Origin of the sequence: Burkholderia ubonensis subsp. mesacidophila (assembly GCF_002097715.1) — a bacterium.
Classification (GTDB): domain Bacteria; phylum Pseudomonadota; class Gammaproteobacteria; order Burkholderiales; family Burkholderiaceae; genus Burkholderia; species Burkholderia mesacidophila.
The window spans coordinates 3,088,977-3,104,272 of record NZ_CP020737.1 but is presented as its reverse complement, the minus strand read 5'-3'; the positions used below and the strand labels follow the sequence as shown (position 1 = coordinate 3,104,272).

The following is a 15,296-nucleotide window of genomic DNA, read 5'->3' as shown; positions in this document are numbered from 1 at the left end:
ACGATGAGCAACAAGACCTGCCGTCTGGTGTATTCCGGAATCCGACGGATGGTCGTTGCCGTCGAAGAAACGGCCACGTCCGCGGGGAAGTCAGCGGGTGGCGAAACGCGGGCGCGGCGTCGCTTCGCTCGGCGCCAGTCGGTCGGCAACTGAGCGAGGCGGTGATGTGGGGGCATGCCTGACGAGCTTGCGGCACTTGCGCCGCGTCAGGCGGGGCGATTCGGGAGGATTGGGGCGCGGGACAGTGGGCCGCGTATGGGAAGGCGGTGAAAGCCTGACCCGTTGCACGCGACGAGCGTCATGTAGATCTGCATGGATTGAGATGCAGACTCGATATGCCAATACGATGCCAGAAACGACAAAGGGTTAGCCGAAGCTAACCCTTTGTTTTGTTTGGTGGCGAATCAGGGACTCGAACCCCGGACCTGCGGATTATGATTCCGTCGCTCTAACCGACTGAGCTAATTCGCCGAAGACTTGAATTATGCTGATGCTCGCCCGGGGTGTCAACACCTTTTTTCATATTTCTCGAAAAAAGTTGCCGACGCCGCGCTTCGGCCCGCCGCACGGGCCGAAGCAGGCACCTCACCCCTCAATCCTGCGCATAGATATTCGAGTCCTTCGTCTCCTTGACGAACAGCAGCCCGATCACGAACGTCACCAGCGCGATCACGATCGGATACCACAGCCCCGAATAGATGTTGCCCTGCGCCGCGACGATCGCGAACGCGGTCGCCGGCAGGAAGCCGCCGAACCAGCCGTTGCCGATGTGATACGGCAGCGACATCGACGTGTAGCGGATCCGCGTCGGGAACATCTCGACCAGCATCGCGGCGATCGGCCCGTAGACCGCCGTCACGTAGATCACGAGGATCGTCAGGATCACGATCGTCATCGGCCAGTTGAGCTGCGCCGGATCGGCCTTCGCCGGATAGCCGGAGGACTTCAGCGTCGCGGCGAGCGTCTTGTCGAACGCCGCGCCCTTCGCCTTCGCGTCGGCCGCCTTGCCGTCGTAGGCGTCGATCACGGTGTCGCCGACCTTGATCTGCGCGGTCGCGCCGGCCGGCGCCGCGACGTTCTCGTAGTTCAGGCCGGCCTTCGCGAGTGCGCTCTTCGCGATGTCGCACGAGTTCGTGAACTTCGAGGTGCCGACCGGGTTGAACTGGAACGAGCAGGTGGCGGGATCGGCGACGACGGTGATCGGCGCCTTCATCGTCGCGAGCTCGAGCTGCGGGTTCGCGTAGTGCGTGAGCGCCTTGAACAGCGGGAAGTAGGTCAGCGCCGCGATCAGGCAGCCCGCGAGGATGATCGGCTTGCGGCCGATCCGGTCCGACAGCGAGCCGAAGAACACGAAGAACGGCGTGCCGATCAGGAGCGCGATCGCGATCAGGATGTTCGCGATCGAGCCGTCGACCTTCAGCGTCTGCGTGAGGAAGAACAGCGCGTAGAACTGGCCCGTGTACCACACGACGGCCTGGCCGGCCGTCAGGCCGACGAGCGCGAGGATCACGATCTTCAGGTTCTTCCACTGGCCGAACGCTTCGGTCAGCGGCGCCTTCGACGTCTTGCCCTCGGCCTTGATGCGCAGGAACACCGGCGACTCGTTCAGCTGCAGCCGGATCCACACCGACACGCCGAGCAGCAGGATCGACGCGACGAACGGCACGCGCCAGCCCCACGTGCCGAACGCTTCCTCGCCGATCATCGTGCGCACGCCGAGGATCACGAGCAGCGACAGGAACAGGCCGAGCGTCGCGGTGGTCTGGATCCACGCGGTGTAGAAGCCGCGCCGGTGCGCGGGCGCATGTTCCGCGACGTAGGTCGCGGCGCCGCCGTACTCGCCGCCGAGCGCGAGGCCCTGCAGCAGCCGCATCGCGATGAAGATCACCGGCGCGGCGATGCCGATCGACGCGTAGCCGGGCAGGAAGCCGACCACGAACGTCGAGATGCCCATGATCACGATCGTCACGAGGAACGTGTGCTTGCGGCCGACGAGGTCGCCGAGCCGTCCGAACACGATCGCGCCGAACGGGCGCACCGCGAAGCCGGCCGCGAAGCCGAGCAGCGTGAAGATGAAGGCGGCGGTCGGATTGACGCCGGAGAAGAAGCTCTTGCTGATGAAGGCCGCGAGCGAGCCGGCCAGATAGAAGTCGTACCATTCGAACACGGTGCCGAGCGACGACGCGAAGATCACCTTCCGCTCGTCGGCCGTCATCGGCGCGTGCGCAATTTGCCCGCCTAACGTTGCCATGAATCGTCTCCAAGTCTCTTGATATAGGTGTTGGGTCGCCCTGGAAGGCGAGCCTGTCGACGATTATTGGCAGGCAAACTTACGGCGCACTGACTTGCGGGCGCAAAACGATTTCACGTTAACCCGCGGCGAACGACTGTCTTTGCGCCGCGTTCGTTCGGATAACGGCGTGCAAATGCGCGCAATCAGCGTCGTTGCGGCAGGATGTTGCGGCGCACGTCAGGGTTATTCCGGGGCGGGGTCGTGCAACGGCAGGGTCACGCGCACGAGCGTGCCGGCGAGACGCGGCATCGCCTGGTAGACATGGTCGTCGAGCGTCAGCGTGCCGCCGTGCTGCGCGACGATCTCGCGCACGATCGCGAGCCCGAGGCCGCTGCCGTCGCCTTCGCGGCCGAGGATCCGGTAGAAGCGCTCGAGCACGCGTTCGCGTTCGGCGGCCGGGATGCCGGGGCCCGTGTCCTCGACTTCCAGGTGCGCGAGCCGCGCGGCGCGATCCGCGCGCACCCGCACGGTGATGCGGCCGCCTTCCGGCGTATAGCGGAGCGCGTTGTCGATCAGGTTGCCGAGCATCTCGCGCAGCATCAGCGGATTGCCGTCGACGTCGAGCGGCGCGCCATCGTTGCCGTCGTCCGGGCCTTCGTAGCCGAGATCCATCCGCTTCGCGAGCGCGGCCTGCACCCAGTCGCGCACCGCGCGCCGCGCGAGCGGCGCGACGTCGACAGGCTCGAACGTCAGCCCGCTCGCCCGGTTCTCGGCGCGCGCGAGCGCGAGCAGCTGCGTGACGAGCCGCGCGGCCTGCTCGGAACTCGTCGCGATCTGTTCGAGCGAGCGCTGCACGTCCTCGGACACGTCGTGGCGCAGCGCGAATTCGGCCTGCGTGCGCAGCCCGGCGAGCGGCGTCTTCATCTGGTGCGCGGCGTCGGCGATGAAGCGTTTCTGCAGCGCCATGCTCTGTTCGAGGCGCGCGAGCAGGTCGTTGAACGACGTGACGAGCGGCTCGATCTCCGGCGGCGCGCGCTGCGCCTCGACCGGCGACAGGTCGTCCGGACGCCGCGCGCGGATGTGCGCCTGCAGCGCGTTGAGCGGCGCGAGCCCGCGCGACAGCCCGAACCAGACGAGCAGGATCGCGAGCGGCAGGATCACGAATTGCGGCAGGATCACGCCCTTGATGATGTCGTTGGCGAGCGCGTTGCGCTTGTCGAGCGTCTCGCCGACCTGCACGAGCACCGGCTGCGGGCCGCCCGCCTGCGGCAGCGCGACGGTGGTATACGCGACGCGGACGTCGTTGCCGCGCAGCAGGTCGTCGCGGAACGCGACGACGCCCGGCGGCGGGCGATCCTCGTCGCGCGGCAGCGGCAGGTCCGCTTCGCCCGCGACCAGCTCGCCGCGCGTGCCGAGCACCTGGAAATAGACGCTGTCGACGTTGTCGGCGCGCAGGAAGTCGCGCGTCGCCGGCGGCAGCGTCAGCTCGGCGACGCCGTTGACGGGGTGGATCTGCCGCGCGAGCACATAGGCGTTGGTCTCGAGCGCGCGGTCGAACGGCCCGTTCGCGATCGTCTTCGCGACGAGATACGTGACGGCGATGCTCATCGGCCACAGCAGCAAGAGCGGCGCGAGCATCCAGTCGAGGATCTCGCCGAACAGCGAGCGCGGCCGTGCGGCTTCGGGGGCGTCGGTTTCGTCGGGCGGCGCGAACGGGTTCTCGTAGCGTGCGTCGCGCGCGGCGTCGGCGGCGGACGCGGGCTCGCCGGTCGGGTGGCGGGAATGGGCCGGCGTGGCCATCGCGGCGACGGCCGGCCGTCAGCGCAGCGACGTGCCGGCTGACGCGGGGTGCGGCTCCGCCGCGTCGGACGCGGGGGCGGCGACGACTTTCTCGAGGCAGTAGCCGAGCCCGCGCACGGTGGCGATCCGCACGCCGCTCGGCTCGATCTTCTTGCGCAGCCGGTGCACGTAGACTTCGATCGCGTTGTTGCTGACCTCCTCGCCCCATTCGCACAGATGGTCGACGAGCTGCTCCTTCGACACGAGGCGGCCGATCCGCTGCAGCAGCACCTCGAGCAGGCCGAGCTCGCGGGCGGACAGCTCGAGCACGCGGTCGTTCGCGTAGGCGATGCGGCCGACCTGGTCGAACGCGAGCGAGCCGTGCCGCACGACGGTCGGGCCGCCGCCCGCGCCGCGCCGGGTCAGCGCGCGCACGCGCGCCTCGAGCTCGTTGAGCGCGAACGGCTTGGCCATGTAGTCGTCGGCGCCGAGGTCGAGGCCTTTCACGCGCTCGTCGACGCTGTCGGCGGCGGTCAGGATCAGCACGGGGAGGTTGGAGTTGCGTGCGCGCAGGCGCTTCAGGACATCGAGGCCGGACAGCTTCGGCAGGCCGAGATCGAGGATCAGCAGGTCGAATGTCTGCATCGACAGGGCCGTGTCGGCCTCGACGCCGTTCTTCACGTGATCGACGGCATAGCCCGATTGGCGGAGTGACCGGGTGAGGCCGTCCGCGAGTATGCTGTCATCTTCGGCGATGAGAATTCGCATGTGCGTGACCGGTGGCCGGCAGGGCGATCATGCCGGCGCGGCTGTCTCCGAAGTGGTTCGTGTGTTGCGCGGCCCACATTGCGGGCTTGCATAAAACACTGTTTTTTTATACAGTGTCTGCATTCGTGCGCAGCGGCTCGTCCGGCGCACCTCAATCAGACGCTGCTCATCATAGCAAAGGACGATTCATGGAAGATAGCAAGAAAGGCTCCGGGCTGACTGCCGAGAAAAGCAAGGCGCTGGCTGCCGCGCTCGCGCAGATCGAGAAGCAGTTCGGCAAAGGGTCGATCATGCGCATGGGCGACGGCGAAGCCACCGAGGACATCCAGGTCGTGTCCACGGGCTCGCTGGGCCTCGACATCGCACTCGGCGTCGGCGGCCTGCCGCGCGGCCGGGTGGTCGAAATCTATGGTCCGGAATCGTCCGGCAAGACCACGCTCACGCTGCAGGTGATCGCGGAGCTGCAGAAGCTCGGCGGCACCGCGGCGTTCATCGACGCCGAGCACGCGCTCGACGTCCAGTACGCAGCGAAGCTCGGCGTCAACGTGCCCGAACTGCTGATCTCGCAGCCGGATACCGGCGAGCAGGCGCTGGAAATCACCGACGCGCTGGTGCGCTCGGGCTCGATCGACATGATCGTCATCGACTCGGTTGCGGCGCTCGTGCCGAAGGCCGAAATCGAAGGCGAGATGGGCGATTCGCTGCCGGGCCTGCAGGCCCGCCTGATGTCGCAGGCGCTGCGCAAGCTGACCGGCACGATCAAGCGTACGAACTGCCTCGTGATCTTCATCAACCAGATTCGTATGAAGATCGGCGTGATGTTCGGCAACCCGGAAACCACGACGGGCGGCAACGCGCTCAAGTTCTATGCGTCGGTGCGTCTCGACATCCGCCGGATCGGCTCGATCAAGAAGAACGACGAGGTGATCGGCAACGAAACCCGCGTGAAGGTCGTGAAGAACAAGGTGTCGCCGCCGTTCCGCGAGGCGATCTTCGACATCCTGTACGGCGAGGGCATCTCGCGTCAGGGCGAGATCATCGACCTCGGCGTGCAGGCGAAGATCGTCGACAAGGCGGGCGCCTGGTACAGCTACAACGGCGAGAAGATCGGCCAGGGCAAGGACAACGCGCGTGAATTCCTGCGCGAGAATCCGGAAATCGCGCGCGAGATCGAGAACCGCATTCGCGAATCGCTCGGCGTCGCCGCGATGCCCGATGGCGCAGGCAACGAAGCCGAGGCGATGGACGAAGAAGAGTGATGGTCAGGCGCCGGGGCGGAACGGGCGAGCCGGAGGAGCACGACGCGCGCAGCGCGCCGGGCGACTCCGACCGGCGCGCCGCGTCCCCGGGCGCCAGCCGGCGGTCCGCGAGTGCTTCAGTCAGCCATGCCGCGAACCGCACCGCGACGAGGGCATCCGACGATGCCCTCGTTTCATTTGAGGTGACCGCGCCGGACGATCCGTTCGAACACGACGAATCGTTCGATGCGCACGACCGGGCGCGCCGCCGCGTGTCCGGCGTCGGCTTTCCGCGCGACCGCGCGTCCGCCACATCCGCTGCGGCCACGGAAGACGTCTACACCCGCACGAGCCAGAACCCGCGTCGCACGCGCCGGCCGTCCGGTACCACCGCCGAGGCGGAGGGCGGCGCGTCGGCGCGCAAGCCATCGTCGTCGAAACCCGTTCGTTCGCTGAAGGGCCGCGCGCTCGGCTATCTGTCCCGGCGTGAATACAGCCGCGCCGAACTGGCGCGCAAGCTCGCGCCTTATGTCGGCGAAGACGAATCCGTCGAGCCGGTGCTGGATGCGCTGGAGCAGGAAGGCTGGCTGTCCGACGCGCGTTTCGCCGAGAGTCTCGTGCATCGTCGCGCGTCGCGGGTCGGCGCCGCTCGGATCGTCAACGAGCTGAAGCGCCATGCGGTCGGCGACACCCTCGTCGAGGAGGTGAGCGCGCAGCTTCGAGAGACCGAATGGACGCGCGCACAAGGGGTCTGGCGCAAGAAATTCGGTGCACTGCCGCAAACGCCCGCCGAGCGCGCGAAGCAGGCGCGCTTCCTGGCGGCGCGAGGCTTCTCGAGCGCGACCATCGTGAAGTTGCTGAAGTGCGGCGACGAAATGTTCGGCGACGACTGACCGCCAAAGTCGCGCGCGGCGCGCGACTTTGCTGCAATGCAACCGCTTCCTGACAGGCGGGAATACCCGCCGTCACGTCGGCCTGTCTCAAATACCCGATATGGTAAAATCCACAGGTTTTCCTCTTCGGCCTCAACCTCCAGCATGCCGCTATCCGAGCCCGTGCCCCGTCAGTTGCGACATCGACGCGCAATCCGAGCGGAAGCCTACGAGCGCGGCGACGGCTTGTGGGACATCGAAGCCTGCCTGACCGATCACAAGCCGCGCGACGTCGCGCTTGCGTCGGGCATCCGGCCCCAGGGCCTGCCGATTCATGAACTCTGGCTGCGCGTGACCATCGATCGTGACCTCAATGTCGTCGACGCCGAAGCGTCGTCGGAATGGGTGCCGTATCCCGGTCACTGTCAATCCGCCGCTCCCGCCTATCGGGCCCTCGTCGGGCTCAATCTCTTCCGCAATTTCCGCCGCAATGCGAACCGGCTGCTGGCCGGCGTCGCGGGCTGCTCCCACCTCACCGAACTGTGCGCCGTGCTGCCGACGGCGGCGATCCAGGCGTTCGCCGGTGACGTGTGGAACGTGCGCGAGGAGGGCGGCGAAGCGCCGGATCACGACGGCGCGCACGACGACGCACCGTTTCAGCTCGGCCGCTGCCGTGCGCTGCGGTTCGACGGCGAGGTCGTGCGGCAGTACTACCCGCGCTGGTATGGCGCGAGCCGGCCGGAAGGCGGCACGAAGGAATGAACGGAAATCATTCGAAGAAGCGTCCTGAACGACTTTTCATCCAACTCTCAGACTGAAGGGAATCACGCATGAAGATTCACGAGTACCAGGGTAAGGAAATCCTGCGGAAATTCGGAGTCGCGGTACCGCGCGGCAAGCCGGCGTTCTCGGTTGACGAAGCCGTCAAGGTGGCGGAAGAGCTCGGCGGCCCGGTATGGGTCGTGAAGGCTCAGATTCACGCGGGTGGCCGTGGCAAGGGCGGCGGCGTGAAGGTGGCGAAGTCGATCGAGCAGGTTCGCGAATACGCGAACCAGATCCTCGGCATGCAGCTCGTCACGCACCAGACCGGTCCGGAAGGCCAGAAGGTCAACCGTCTGATGATCGAAGAAGGCGCCGACATCAAGCAGGAACTGTATGTCAGCCTCGTCGTTGATCGCGTGTCGCAAAAGATCGTTCTGATGGGTTCGAGCGAAGGCGGCATGGACATCGAAGAAGTTGCCGAAAAGCATCCGGAACTGATCCACAAGGTCATCGTCGAGCCGTCGACCGGCCTGCTCGACGCCCAGGCCGACGACCTCGCCGCGAAGATCGGCGTGCCGGCTGCTTCGATTCCGCAAGCGCGCGCCATCCTGCAAGGCCTGTACAAGGCATTCTGGGAAACCGACGCGTCGCTGGCTGAAATCAACCCGCTGAACGTCTCCGGCGACGGCAAGGTCATCGCACTCGACGCGAAGTTCAACTTCGACTCGAACGCGCTGTTCCGCCACCCGGAAATCGTCGCGTACCGCGACCTGGATGAAGAAGATCCGGCTGAAATCGAAGCGTCGAAGTTCGACCTCGCGTACATCTCGCTCGACGGCAACATCGGCTGTCTCGTGAACGGCGCAGGCCTCGCGATGGCGACGATGGACACGATCAAGCTGTTCGGCGGCGAGCCGGCGAACTTCCTGGACGTCGGCGGAGGAGCTACGACCGAGAAGGTCACGGAAGCGTTCAAGCTGATGCTGAAGAACCCGGACCTGAAGGCGATCCTCGTGAACATCTTCGGCGGCATCATGCGCTGCGACGTGATCGCGGAAGGCGTGATCGCCGGTTCGAAGGCCGTGAACCTGAACGTGCCGCTCGTCGTGCGCATGAAGGGCACGAACGAGGACCTCGGCAAGAAGATGCTGGCCGATTCGGGCCTGCCGATCATCTCGGCGGACAGCATGGAAGAAGCTGCGCAGAAGGTCGTCGCGGCTGCCGAAGGCAAGTAACGCTATCGTCGTCGAATAAGCATGGCGGCGCGGCAGACACGCGACGCCAATCGAACAGAGGTCAATACATGTCGATTCTGATCAACAAGGACACGAAGGTCATCACGCAGGGCATTACCGGCAAAACCGGTCAGTTCCACACGCGCGCCTGCCGTGAATATGCAAACGGCCGCGAAGCATTCGTCGCTGGCGTGAACCCGAAGAAGGCCGGCGAAGATTTCGAAGGCATTCCGATCTACGCAAGCGTCAAGGAAGCGAAGGAAGAAACCGGCGCAACCGTGTCGGTCATCTACGTGCCGCCGGCAGGCGCTGCCGCTGCGATCTGGGAAGCGGTCGAAGCCGATCTGGATCTCGCGATCTGCATCACGGAAGGCATCCCGGTCCGCGACATGATCGAAGTGAAGGACCGCATGCGCCGCGAAGGCCGCAAGACGCTGCTGCTCGGGCCGAACTGCCCGGGCACGATCACGCCGGACGAACTGAAGATCGGCATCATGCCGGGTCACATCCACCGCAAGGGCCGCATCGGCGTCGTGTCGCGTTCGGGCACGCTGACGTATGAAGCCGTTGCACAGCTGACGGCACTGGGCCTCGGCCAGTCGTCGGCAGTCGGCATCGGCGGCGACCCGATCAACGGTCTGAAGCACATCGACGTCATGAAGATGTTCAACGACGATCCGGATACGGATGCGGTCGTGATGATCGGCGAGATCGGCGGTCCGGACGAAGCGAACGCCGCGCAGTGGATCAAGGACAACATGAAGAAGCCGGTCGTCGGCTTCATCGCGGGCGTCACGGCGCCTCCGGGCAAGCGCATGGGCCACGCCGGCGCGCTGATCTCGGGCGGTGCGGATACGGCCGAAGCGAAGCTGGAAATCATGGAAGCGTGCGGCATCACCGTCACGCGCAACCCGTCGGAAATGGGCCGTCTGCTGAAGAAGGCGCTGTAAGTTCCTCACGGGATGTCCGCAGAAAACGCCGGCTTTGCCGGCGTTTTTTTTGTTACGCTCGCGACATGCGGTCGTCAGGCAACGTCCACCCATGCTCGAATTCCTGTCCACGCTCCACTGGGGCGCCGTGCTTCAGATCGTCGCCATCGACATCCTGCTCGGCGGCGACAACGCGGTCGTGATCGCGCTCGCGTGCCGCAACCTGCCGGCGAACCAGCGTCTGCGCGGCGTCATCTGGGGCACCGCCGGCGCGATCCTGCTGCGGATCGTGCTGATCGCGTTCGCGGTCGCGCTGCTCGACGTGCCGTTCCTGAAGTTCGCGGGCGGCGTGCTGCTGCTGTGGATCGGCATCAAGCTGATGGCGCCCGCCGGCGACGCGCACGACGACATCAAGCCGGCCGACAAGCTGTGGGCGGCCGTGAAGACGATCGTGATCGCCGACGCGGTGATGAGCCTCGACAACGTGATCGCGATCGCCGGGGCGGCGGAGCGGGCCGATCCGGGGCACCGGCTCGCGCTCGTGATCTTCGGGCTCGTCGTCAGCGTGCCGATCATCGTGTGGGGCAGCACGCTGGTGCTGAAGATGCTCGACCGCTTCCCCGTAGTCGTCACGCTCGGCGCGGGGCTGCTCGGCTGGATCGCCGGCGGGCTGATGGTGAACGACCCGGCCGGCGACCGCTGGCCGCTGCTCGACACGCCGGCCGCGATCTACGGCGCGAGCGTGGCCGGCGCGTTGTTCGTCGTCGCGGCCGGCTACGCGCTGAGGAAACGGCGCGGCGCGTCGGGCGCATCCGGCTCGCCCTGACGCGTTGGCCGTCCGGCCGACTGCCGGCCGCGCGGCGCGCTGGCTACGATCGAAACGCCTGTCCGCACGTCCGTTCGGCAGGCGTTTTTCGTTTCCGGAGCCTGTCATGTTCGAAGCCTTTTCCGTTTCCCTGTTCCGCCGTTTCGCCGTCGACCTGCGACGGGTGCGCCGGCCCGCGCTGCGCTGGCATCCCGGCGGGTTCACGCTGATCGAGCTGATGATCGTGCTGGCGATCGTCGGCGTCATTGCCGCCTATGCGATTCCCGCCTACCAGGATTACCTCGCGCGCTCGCGGGTCGGCGAGGGGCTCGCGCTCGCGTCGTCCGCGCGGCTTGCGGTCGCGGACAACGCGGCGAGCGGCGCGGGCCTCGCCGGCGGCTACAGCCCGCCGGCCGCGACCCGCAATGTCGAGTCGGTGCAGATCGACGACGACACTGGCCAGATTTCGGTCGTCTTTACCGCCCGGGTCGCGGCTGCCGGCACGAACACGCTCGTGCTGGTGCCGTCGACGCCCGACAAGGCCGATGCGCCGACGGCCCGGGTCGCGCTCAAGAAAGGCGCGATGCAGGCCGGCGCGATCACGTGGGAGTGCTTCGCCGCCGGCAAACAGGCGTCGTCGCTGCCGGCGCCGGGCGCGGGGCCGCTGCCGGCCGACAGCGCCACACTGCCGGCCAAGTACGCGCCGGCGGAGTGCCGCGCGTAGCGCGTGGGCTGCGCGACCGGGCGGGGCCGGGAGCGGTATCGGGTCCGCCGGCCGTGCGTTCCGCGCCACCGCGCCGCACAGAGCGGGGAAAGTTTTGTATAGTGCGCCGGTTGCTGATATCCGGTTTGCTCATGCCCACTTCTTTTTCCCGCTCGTTGCCGCTCGTCGCGCTGGCGGTCGCCCTGATCGTGCCGTACGCGATCACGAATCACACGTATCCGATTCCGACCTTCTATTCCGAGTTTTCCGCGCTGGCGCTGTATCTGCTGCTGGGCGCGTCCGTGATCCTGCTCGTGCGGACGAGCCGGCCGGCCGCGCCGTTCGCGGCGCCGGCCGCGTTCGCCGCGCCGCTCGGCTTCGCGGCGGTGCTCGTCGCGCAGGTCGCGCTGATGCCGCTGCGGGTGCCGTCGATGAACTGGCTGGCCGTCGGCTACCTCGGCGCGGCGCTGGTCGCGATGCAGGCGGGCTACGTGCTCGCGCGCGAGCAGCTCGCGGAAGCGACGGCGCGGATCATGGCGGGCGCGTTGCTGATCGGCGGCGTGTTCGCCGTGTTCTGCCAGGTCGTGCAGTTGTTCCGGCTCGAGTCGGCGCTGTCGCCGTTCGTTGTCGTGTACAACATTGCGGCCGACCGCCGGCCGTACGGCAACATGGCGCAGGCGAACCACCTGGCGACCTACATCGCGTTCGCGCTCGCCGGCGCGCTGTATCTGGTGCAGACGCGCCGGCTCGCCGTGTGGGCGTGGCTCATGCTGTCGGTCGTGCTGTCGGGCGGGCTCGCGCTCACCGTGTCGCGCGGGCCGTGGCTGCAGGTTGCGGTGATGGTGGTCGCCGGCTTCTGGATGGCGTGGGCCGAATCGCGCGGCAATCCGCGCGCGCCGGCCAACGTGCGCGCGCGCGCGTGGCTGATGCCCGTCCTGCTCGTCGCCGTGTTCGTCGCGGTGAACGGCGCGGTGCGCTGGGCGAACCTGCACTATCACCTGAATCTCGCGGAGTCGGCGGCCGAACGGATGCGCGACGCGGGCCAGATCGCGCCGCGCCTCGCGCTCTGGAAGTACGGCCTCGCGATGTTCCGCGAGCATCCGCTGCTCGGCGTCGGCTGGGGCGAGTTCCCGTCGCACCAGTTCGCGCTCGCGCGTGCGCTCGGCGGCGTCGAGATCGCGAACAACTCGCACGACATCTTCATCGACCTGCTCGCGAAATCCGGCCTGCTCGGCCTCGGCGTGCTCGTCGTCACGCTCGTGCTGTGGTTCGTGCGCGCGCTGCGCGCGCCGCAGACGAGCACGCGCGTGTTCGGTTTCGCGTTGGTCGGCGTGCTGCTGATGCACGCGCTGGTCGAGTATCCGCAGCAGTACATGTTCTTCCTGCTGCCGGCGATGTTCGTGATCGGCCTGCTCGAGCCGAAGCCGCTGCGCGTCGTGCCGGGCCGCGCGGCGTTTGCGCTGTTCGCGCTGCTGACGTTCGGCGGCCTGCTCGCGGCGCTGCCGGTGTTGCGCGACTACCAGCGCGCGGAAGTGCTGTATTACGGCACTGACCCGGCCGCGCAGTATCGCGACGCGCCGTCGCTGCTGTTCGGCGCATGGGGCGACTACGGCGCGGCGACGCTGCTCACGCTCTCGCGCGACGCCCTGCCGGCCAAGCTGGAGGCGCACGAACGCGCGATCGCGCTGTTGCCCGGCGAGACGGTGCTGCGTCGCTATGCGGTGCTGCAGGCGCTGGACGGCCGCGACGCCGACGCGCTGGATACGGTCGCGCGCCTGCATGTCTTCGCGAAGGAACTGAAGGACTGGCCGCAGCAGCTCGCGGCGCTGTACAAGCTGTGTGACGAACAGCCGTCGCTGAAGGCCTTCAAGGCGGCCTTGGTCGCGAAGTACGGGGAAGTGCCGGCCGACGCGCTCGACGAGTCGGACGACGAAGACGACGAGTGATCCCGTCGCGCAATCGTCGGGAACGACGATTGCGCGACGCGCACCCGCGCGCATCGGTTGACGTCGATTACGTCGCGGATCGCATGGATTCCGCGGGCATTGACGGGATTCACGTCAAGTATTGTCAAATCGCCGCCATCGGGCGGGAACGGCGCGCACAATGCGCCGAAGCGCTGCGCGTCCCGCCGATCCGTGCGGGTATCGCGACGCGCGGTATCCGGTCATCGACGCCTCGGGGAAGGCGGTCGGGCGGCTCGCACGGGCTGGCCTGCCGTCGCGGGCGCGCCGCCGATGACCGGGCACGGTCGGCCGGGCAGGCGCTGCACCACGACCGGCAACCGGGATGCGGCGAATCCATCCTGACGCAACGCTGCGGAATTCCAATCGAACATGGCTACCTGCCCGACCTATCTGTTGCTGCCCGTCGCCGCCGCGCTGCTCGCCGGCTGCGCGGTGTCTTCGCAGCAAGACAGCAAGCTGACGTGCAGCATCCCGCGCGCCGTCTACCCGGAGACGGCGAAGCCGCTCACGCGTCCCGCGACCGTGCTGGTGCGGGCGCTGATGACGACCTCCGGGGTGGCGGAAAACGTGACGATCACGACCAGCAGCCGCAATGCCGCCGCGGACCGGGCAGCGGCCGAAGCGATGTCGCGTGCGACCTGCTCGCAGACGGGGCCCGCGGCGAATCCGTTCACGCTGACGCAGCCGTTCGTGTTCGAGCCGCGGCGCGGCGGCTGACGCTCGCGGCGAGGCCGCCCGTGTGGATCAGTGCCGCGGCATCAGGTTTGCGCCGCGGCAGGTCGGCTCCGGCGCGTCCTGCAATCCGAGCATCGTGAAACCGTTGGCCTCCTGGCGGATCAGGCCGTAGCGCTTCGCGACGGTTTGCCCTGACTTGCCGGTCAGTGCGATCTCGACCTGGAAGCGATCCTTCGCGGTCGAGCAGCCGCGCACCGCACCGTACCCGAACGACGTGCCGGGCGCCTTGCGTTGTTCGTCGAGCGCATGCCGCGCTTTCAACACGGTAGCGACCGACGCCGGGTCGCTCCATTCGCGCGCGAGCGTGTCGTCGACTTTCAGCCATTCGTCGACGAAGTCCCGGCCGTTTGCGGCGGCGGGCTGCACCCGGTGCACGGTGTCGCCGTCCAGCCGATAGCGGTAGATGCCCGGCCGCGCCAGCAGGTCGAAGTCGATCGAGTGCACAGCCGCACGCAGCTCGAAACCGTCGGGGCGTGTCTTCAGCCGGAAGTTGTCTTCGTCGAACCAATAGTCCTTGCCCATCCGGAACACCGCGCGCTGAGGCGCCGCGCCGCTCGCCGGGACGATCACGTCGGCGACGAAGTGCGTCCACGTCGACGTGCACCACGGCGTGCCGTGCACGACCACCACCTGTCCGCCCGGCAGCGCCGCGAATTCGAAGCCCCTGCCGTACGCGCCGGAGACGTCCTTGTAGTCGTCGCTCTGCCAGCGCAGCACGCGCCGCCAGCCGCCGTTGTCCCCGCTGTTGTCCCATGCATAGCCGGCGAGCAGGTTGTCGTCGCCGCAGGTGACGTCGAAGCCGGCGCGCACGAGGACAAGCGGCCGGGGCGTGGTCGCGCGTTCCACGGCCACGGTGGGATTGCGCCCGAACGGCGAACCGGAATCCGGCTCGCTCGATTGGGCCGATACGCCGAGCGCCGCGGCGAGCGTGCGTTGCAGGGCGGCCGGCTCGACGCGTTCGTCGCTGCACGCGAGCCGCGCGTCGATCGCGTCGACGAGCGCCTGCTTGTACGCGCGGATCGCGTCCTGTTGCGCCGGCAAGACCCCTTCGCCATTGTCGTCGCTTTGCGGGCTCGGGATCTTCATCAGGCGATGCCGTGCGCTGATCGCCGCGCGCGCGGCGGTGTCCGCGGCGGGGCAACTGCTGGCGGCGTGGACGATGGACGGGGCGGCGGATGCGAGGCACAGCGCCACGGCGGCGATTTTTTGGATTGTTTTCATCCGGAACCCGGAGGGTAGTTTGCCGGCCGGCCACCGTAGCGGCCTGCGC

The 15,296-nt window shown here is 67.5% G+C and carries 14 protein-coding genes and 1 tRNA gene; 10 read left to right on the top strand and 5 right to left on the bottom strand.

Annotation, left to right across the window (positions count from 1 at the left end; genetic code table 11):
• Positions 1-3 precede the first annotated feature (3 nt).
• On the top strand, positions 4-153 hold the full coding sequence (locus tag B7P44_RS37945; protein ID WP_407923992.1) for an ESPR-type extended signal peptide-containing protein: 150 nt from the start codon (positions 4-6) through the stop codon (positions 151-153).
• 241 nt (positions 154-394) lie between these two features.
• Here B7P44_RS37945 and B7P44_RS14580 read toward each other — a convergent pair.
• The 4 genes from B7P44_RS14580 to B7P44_RS14565 all read right to left on the bottom strand — a co-directional run bounded on the left by B7P44_RS14580 (position 395) and on the right by B7P44_RS14565 (position 4,780).
• Positions 395-471: transfer RNA gene (locus tag B7P44_RS14580), tRNA-Met, on the bottom strand.
• Between the two features lie 121 nt (positions 472-592).
• The gene (locus B7P44_RS14575; protein ID WP_084905273.1) at positions 593-2,251 is read right to left on the bottom strand and encodes an MFS transporter; all 1,659 of its coding nucleotides are present in this window, start codon (positions 2,249-2,251) and stop codon (positions 593-595) included.
• 225 nt (positions 2,252-2,476) lie between these two features.
• Positions 2,477-4,033: a sensor histidine kinase gene (locus tag B7P44_RS14570; protein ID WP_084905271.1), complete on the bottom strand. Its 1,557-nt coding sequence runs from the start codon at positions 4,031-4,033 to the stop codon at positions 2,477-2,479.
• An 18-nt stretch (positions 4,034-4,051) separates the two neighbouring features.
• On the bottom strand, positions 4,052-4,780 hold the full coding sequence (locus B7P44_RS14565) for a response regulator transcription factor (RefSeq protein WP_084905269.1): 729 nt from the start codon (positions 4,778-4,780) through the stop codon (positions 4,052-4,054).
• Positions 4,781-4,968: 188 nt separating this feature from the next.
• Between B7P44_RS14565 and recA the strand changes: the two genes are divergently transcribed.
• The 9 genes from recA (at position 4,969) to B7P44_RS14520 (ending at position 14,008) form a co-directional block, all read left to right on the top strand.
• On the top strand, positions 4,969-6,039 hold the full coding sequence (gene recA, locus B7P44_RS14560) for a recombinase RecA (RefSeq protein WP_084905266.1): 1,071 nt from the start codon (positions 4,969-4,971) through the stop codon (positions 6,037-6,039).
• Positions 6,039-6,911: a recombination regulator RecX gene (recX, locus tag B7P44_RS14555; protein ID WP_084905264.1), complete on the top strand. Its 873-nt coding sequence runs from the start codon at positions 6,039-6,041 to the stop codon at positions 6,909-6,911. The genes recA and recX overlap by 1 nt, the downstream gene beginning before the upstream one ends.
• 144 nt (positions 6,912-7,055) lie before the next feature.
• Complete coding sequence (locus tag B7P44_RS14550; protein ID WP_029226350.1) at positions 7,056-7,652, top strand: DUF2889 domain-containing protein; 597 nt, start codon at positions 7,056-7,058, stop codon at positions 7,650-7,652.
• Positions 7,653-7,720: 68 nt separating this feature from the next.
• Positions 7,721-8,887 (top strand): ADP-forming succinate--CoA ligase subunit beta, encoded by a 1,167-nt coding sequence (sucC, locus tag B7P44_RS14545; RefSeq protein ID WP_017334083.1) that lies wholly within the window; start codon positions 7,721-7,723, stop codon positions 8,885-8,887.
• Between the two features lie 68 nt (positions 8,888-8,955).
• The gene (sucD, locus tag B7P44_RS14540) at positions 8,956-9,837 is read left to right on the top strand and encodes a succinate--CoA ligase subunit alpha (protein WP_042586225.1); all 882 of its coding nucleotides are present in this window, start codon (positions 8,956-8,958) and stop codon (positions 9,835-9,837) included.
• A 91-nt stretch (positions 9,838-9,928) separates the two neighbouring features.
• A complete protein-coding gene (locus B7P44_RS14535) occupies positions 9,929-10,642 on the top strand; it encodes a TerC family protein (RefSeq protein WP_084905263.1) in 714 nt (237 codons plus the stop codon).
• Between the two features lie 106 nt (positions 10,643-10,748).
• A complete protein-coding gene (locus tag B7P44_RS14530) occupies positions 10,749-11,345 on the top strand; it encodes a pilin (protein WP_084905261.1) in 597 nt (198 codons plus the stop codon).
• A gap of 131 nt (positions 11,346-11,476) precedes the next feature.
• Complete coding sequence (locus B7P44_RS14525) at positions 11,477-13,270, top strand: PglL family O-oligosaccharyltransferase (RefSeq protein ID WP_084905259.1); 1,794 nt, start codon at positions 11,477-11,479, stop codon at positions 13,268-13,270.
• A 390-nt stretch (positions 13,271-13,660) separates the two neighbouring features.
• Complete coding sequence (locus tag B7P44_RS14520) at positions 13,661-14,008, top strand: TonB family protein (protein WP_084905257.1); 348 nt, start codon at positions 13,661-13,663, stop codon at positions 14,006-14,008.
• Between the two features lie 27 nt (positions 14,009-14,035).
• Here B7P44_RS14520 and B7P44_RS14515 read toward each other — a convergent pair whose 3' ends face one another.
• Positions 14,036-15,247, bottom strand: coding sequence for a hypothetical protein (locus B7P44_RS14515; protein WP_084905255.1), 1,212 nt, complete (start codon positions 15,245-15,247; stop codon positions 14,036-14,038).
• Between the last annotated feature and the right edge of the window lie 49 nt (positions 15,248-15,296).

Excerpts from the sequence above, each read along its gene's own strand:
- B7P44_RS37945 (WP_407923992.1), top strand. The coding sequence starts at position 4 with ATGAGCAACAAGACCTGCCGTCTGGTGTATTCCGGAATCCGACGGATG.
- recA (WP_084905266.1), top strand. The coding sequence starts at position 4,969 with ATGGAAGATAGCAAGAAAGGCTCCGGGCTGACTGCCGAGAAAAGCAAG.
- sucD (WP_042586225.1), top strand. The coding sequence starts at position 8,956 with ATGTCGATTCTGATCAACAAGGACACGAAGGTCATCACGCAGGGCATT.
- B7P44_RS14530 (WP_084905261.1), top strand. The coding sequence starts at position 10,749 with ATGTTCGAAGCCTTTTCCGTTTCCCTGTTCCGCCGTTTCGCCGTCGAC.
- B7P44_RS14515 (WP_084905255.1), bottom strand. The coding sequence starts at position 15,247 with ATGAAAACAATCCAAAAAATCGCCGCCGTGGCGCTGTGCCTCGCATCC.
- sucC (WP_017334083.1), top strand. The coding sequence starts at position 7,721 with ATGAAGATTCACGAGTACCAGGGTAAGGAAATCCTGCGGAAATTCGGA.
- B7P44_RS14570 (WP_084905271.1), bottom strand. The coding sequence starts at position 4,033 with ATGGCCACGCCGGCCCATTCCCGCCACCCGACCGGCGAGCCCGCGTCC.
- B7P44_RS14575 (WP_084905273.1), bottom strand. The coding sequence starts at position 2,251 with ATGGCAACGTTAGGCGGGCAAATTGCGCACGCGCCGATGACGGCCGAC.
- B7P44_RS14525 (WP_084905259.1), top strand. The coding sequence starts at position 11,477 with ATGCCCACTTCTTTTTCCCGCTCGTTGCCGCTCGTCGCGCTGGCGGTC.
- B7P44_RS14520 (WP_084905257.1), top strand. The coding sequence starts at position 13,661 with ATGGCTACCTGCCCGACCTATCTGTTGCTGCCCGTCGCCGCCGCGCTG.
- B7P44_RS14565 (WP_084905269.1), bottom strand. The coding sequence starts at position 4,780 with ATGCGAATTCTCATCGCCGAAGATGACAGCATACTCGCGGACGGCCTC.
- B7P44_RS14535 (WP_084905263.1), top strand. The coding sequence starts at position 9,929 with ATGCTCGAATTCCTGTCCACGCTCCACTGGGGCGCCGTGCTTCAGATC.
- recX (WP_084905264.1), top strand. The coding sequence starts at position 6,039 with ATGGTCAGGCGCCGGGGCGGAACGGGCGAGCCGGAGGAGCACGACGCG.
- B7P44_RS14550 (WP_029226350.1), top strand. The coding sequence starts at position 7,056 with ATGCCGCTATCCGAGCCCGTGCCCCGTCAGTTGCGACATCGACGCGCA.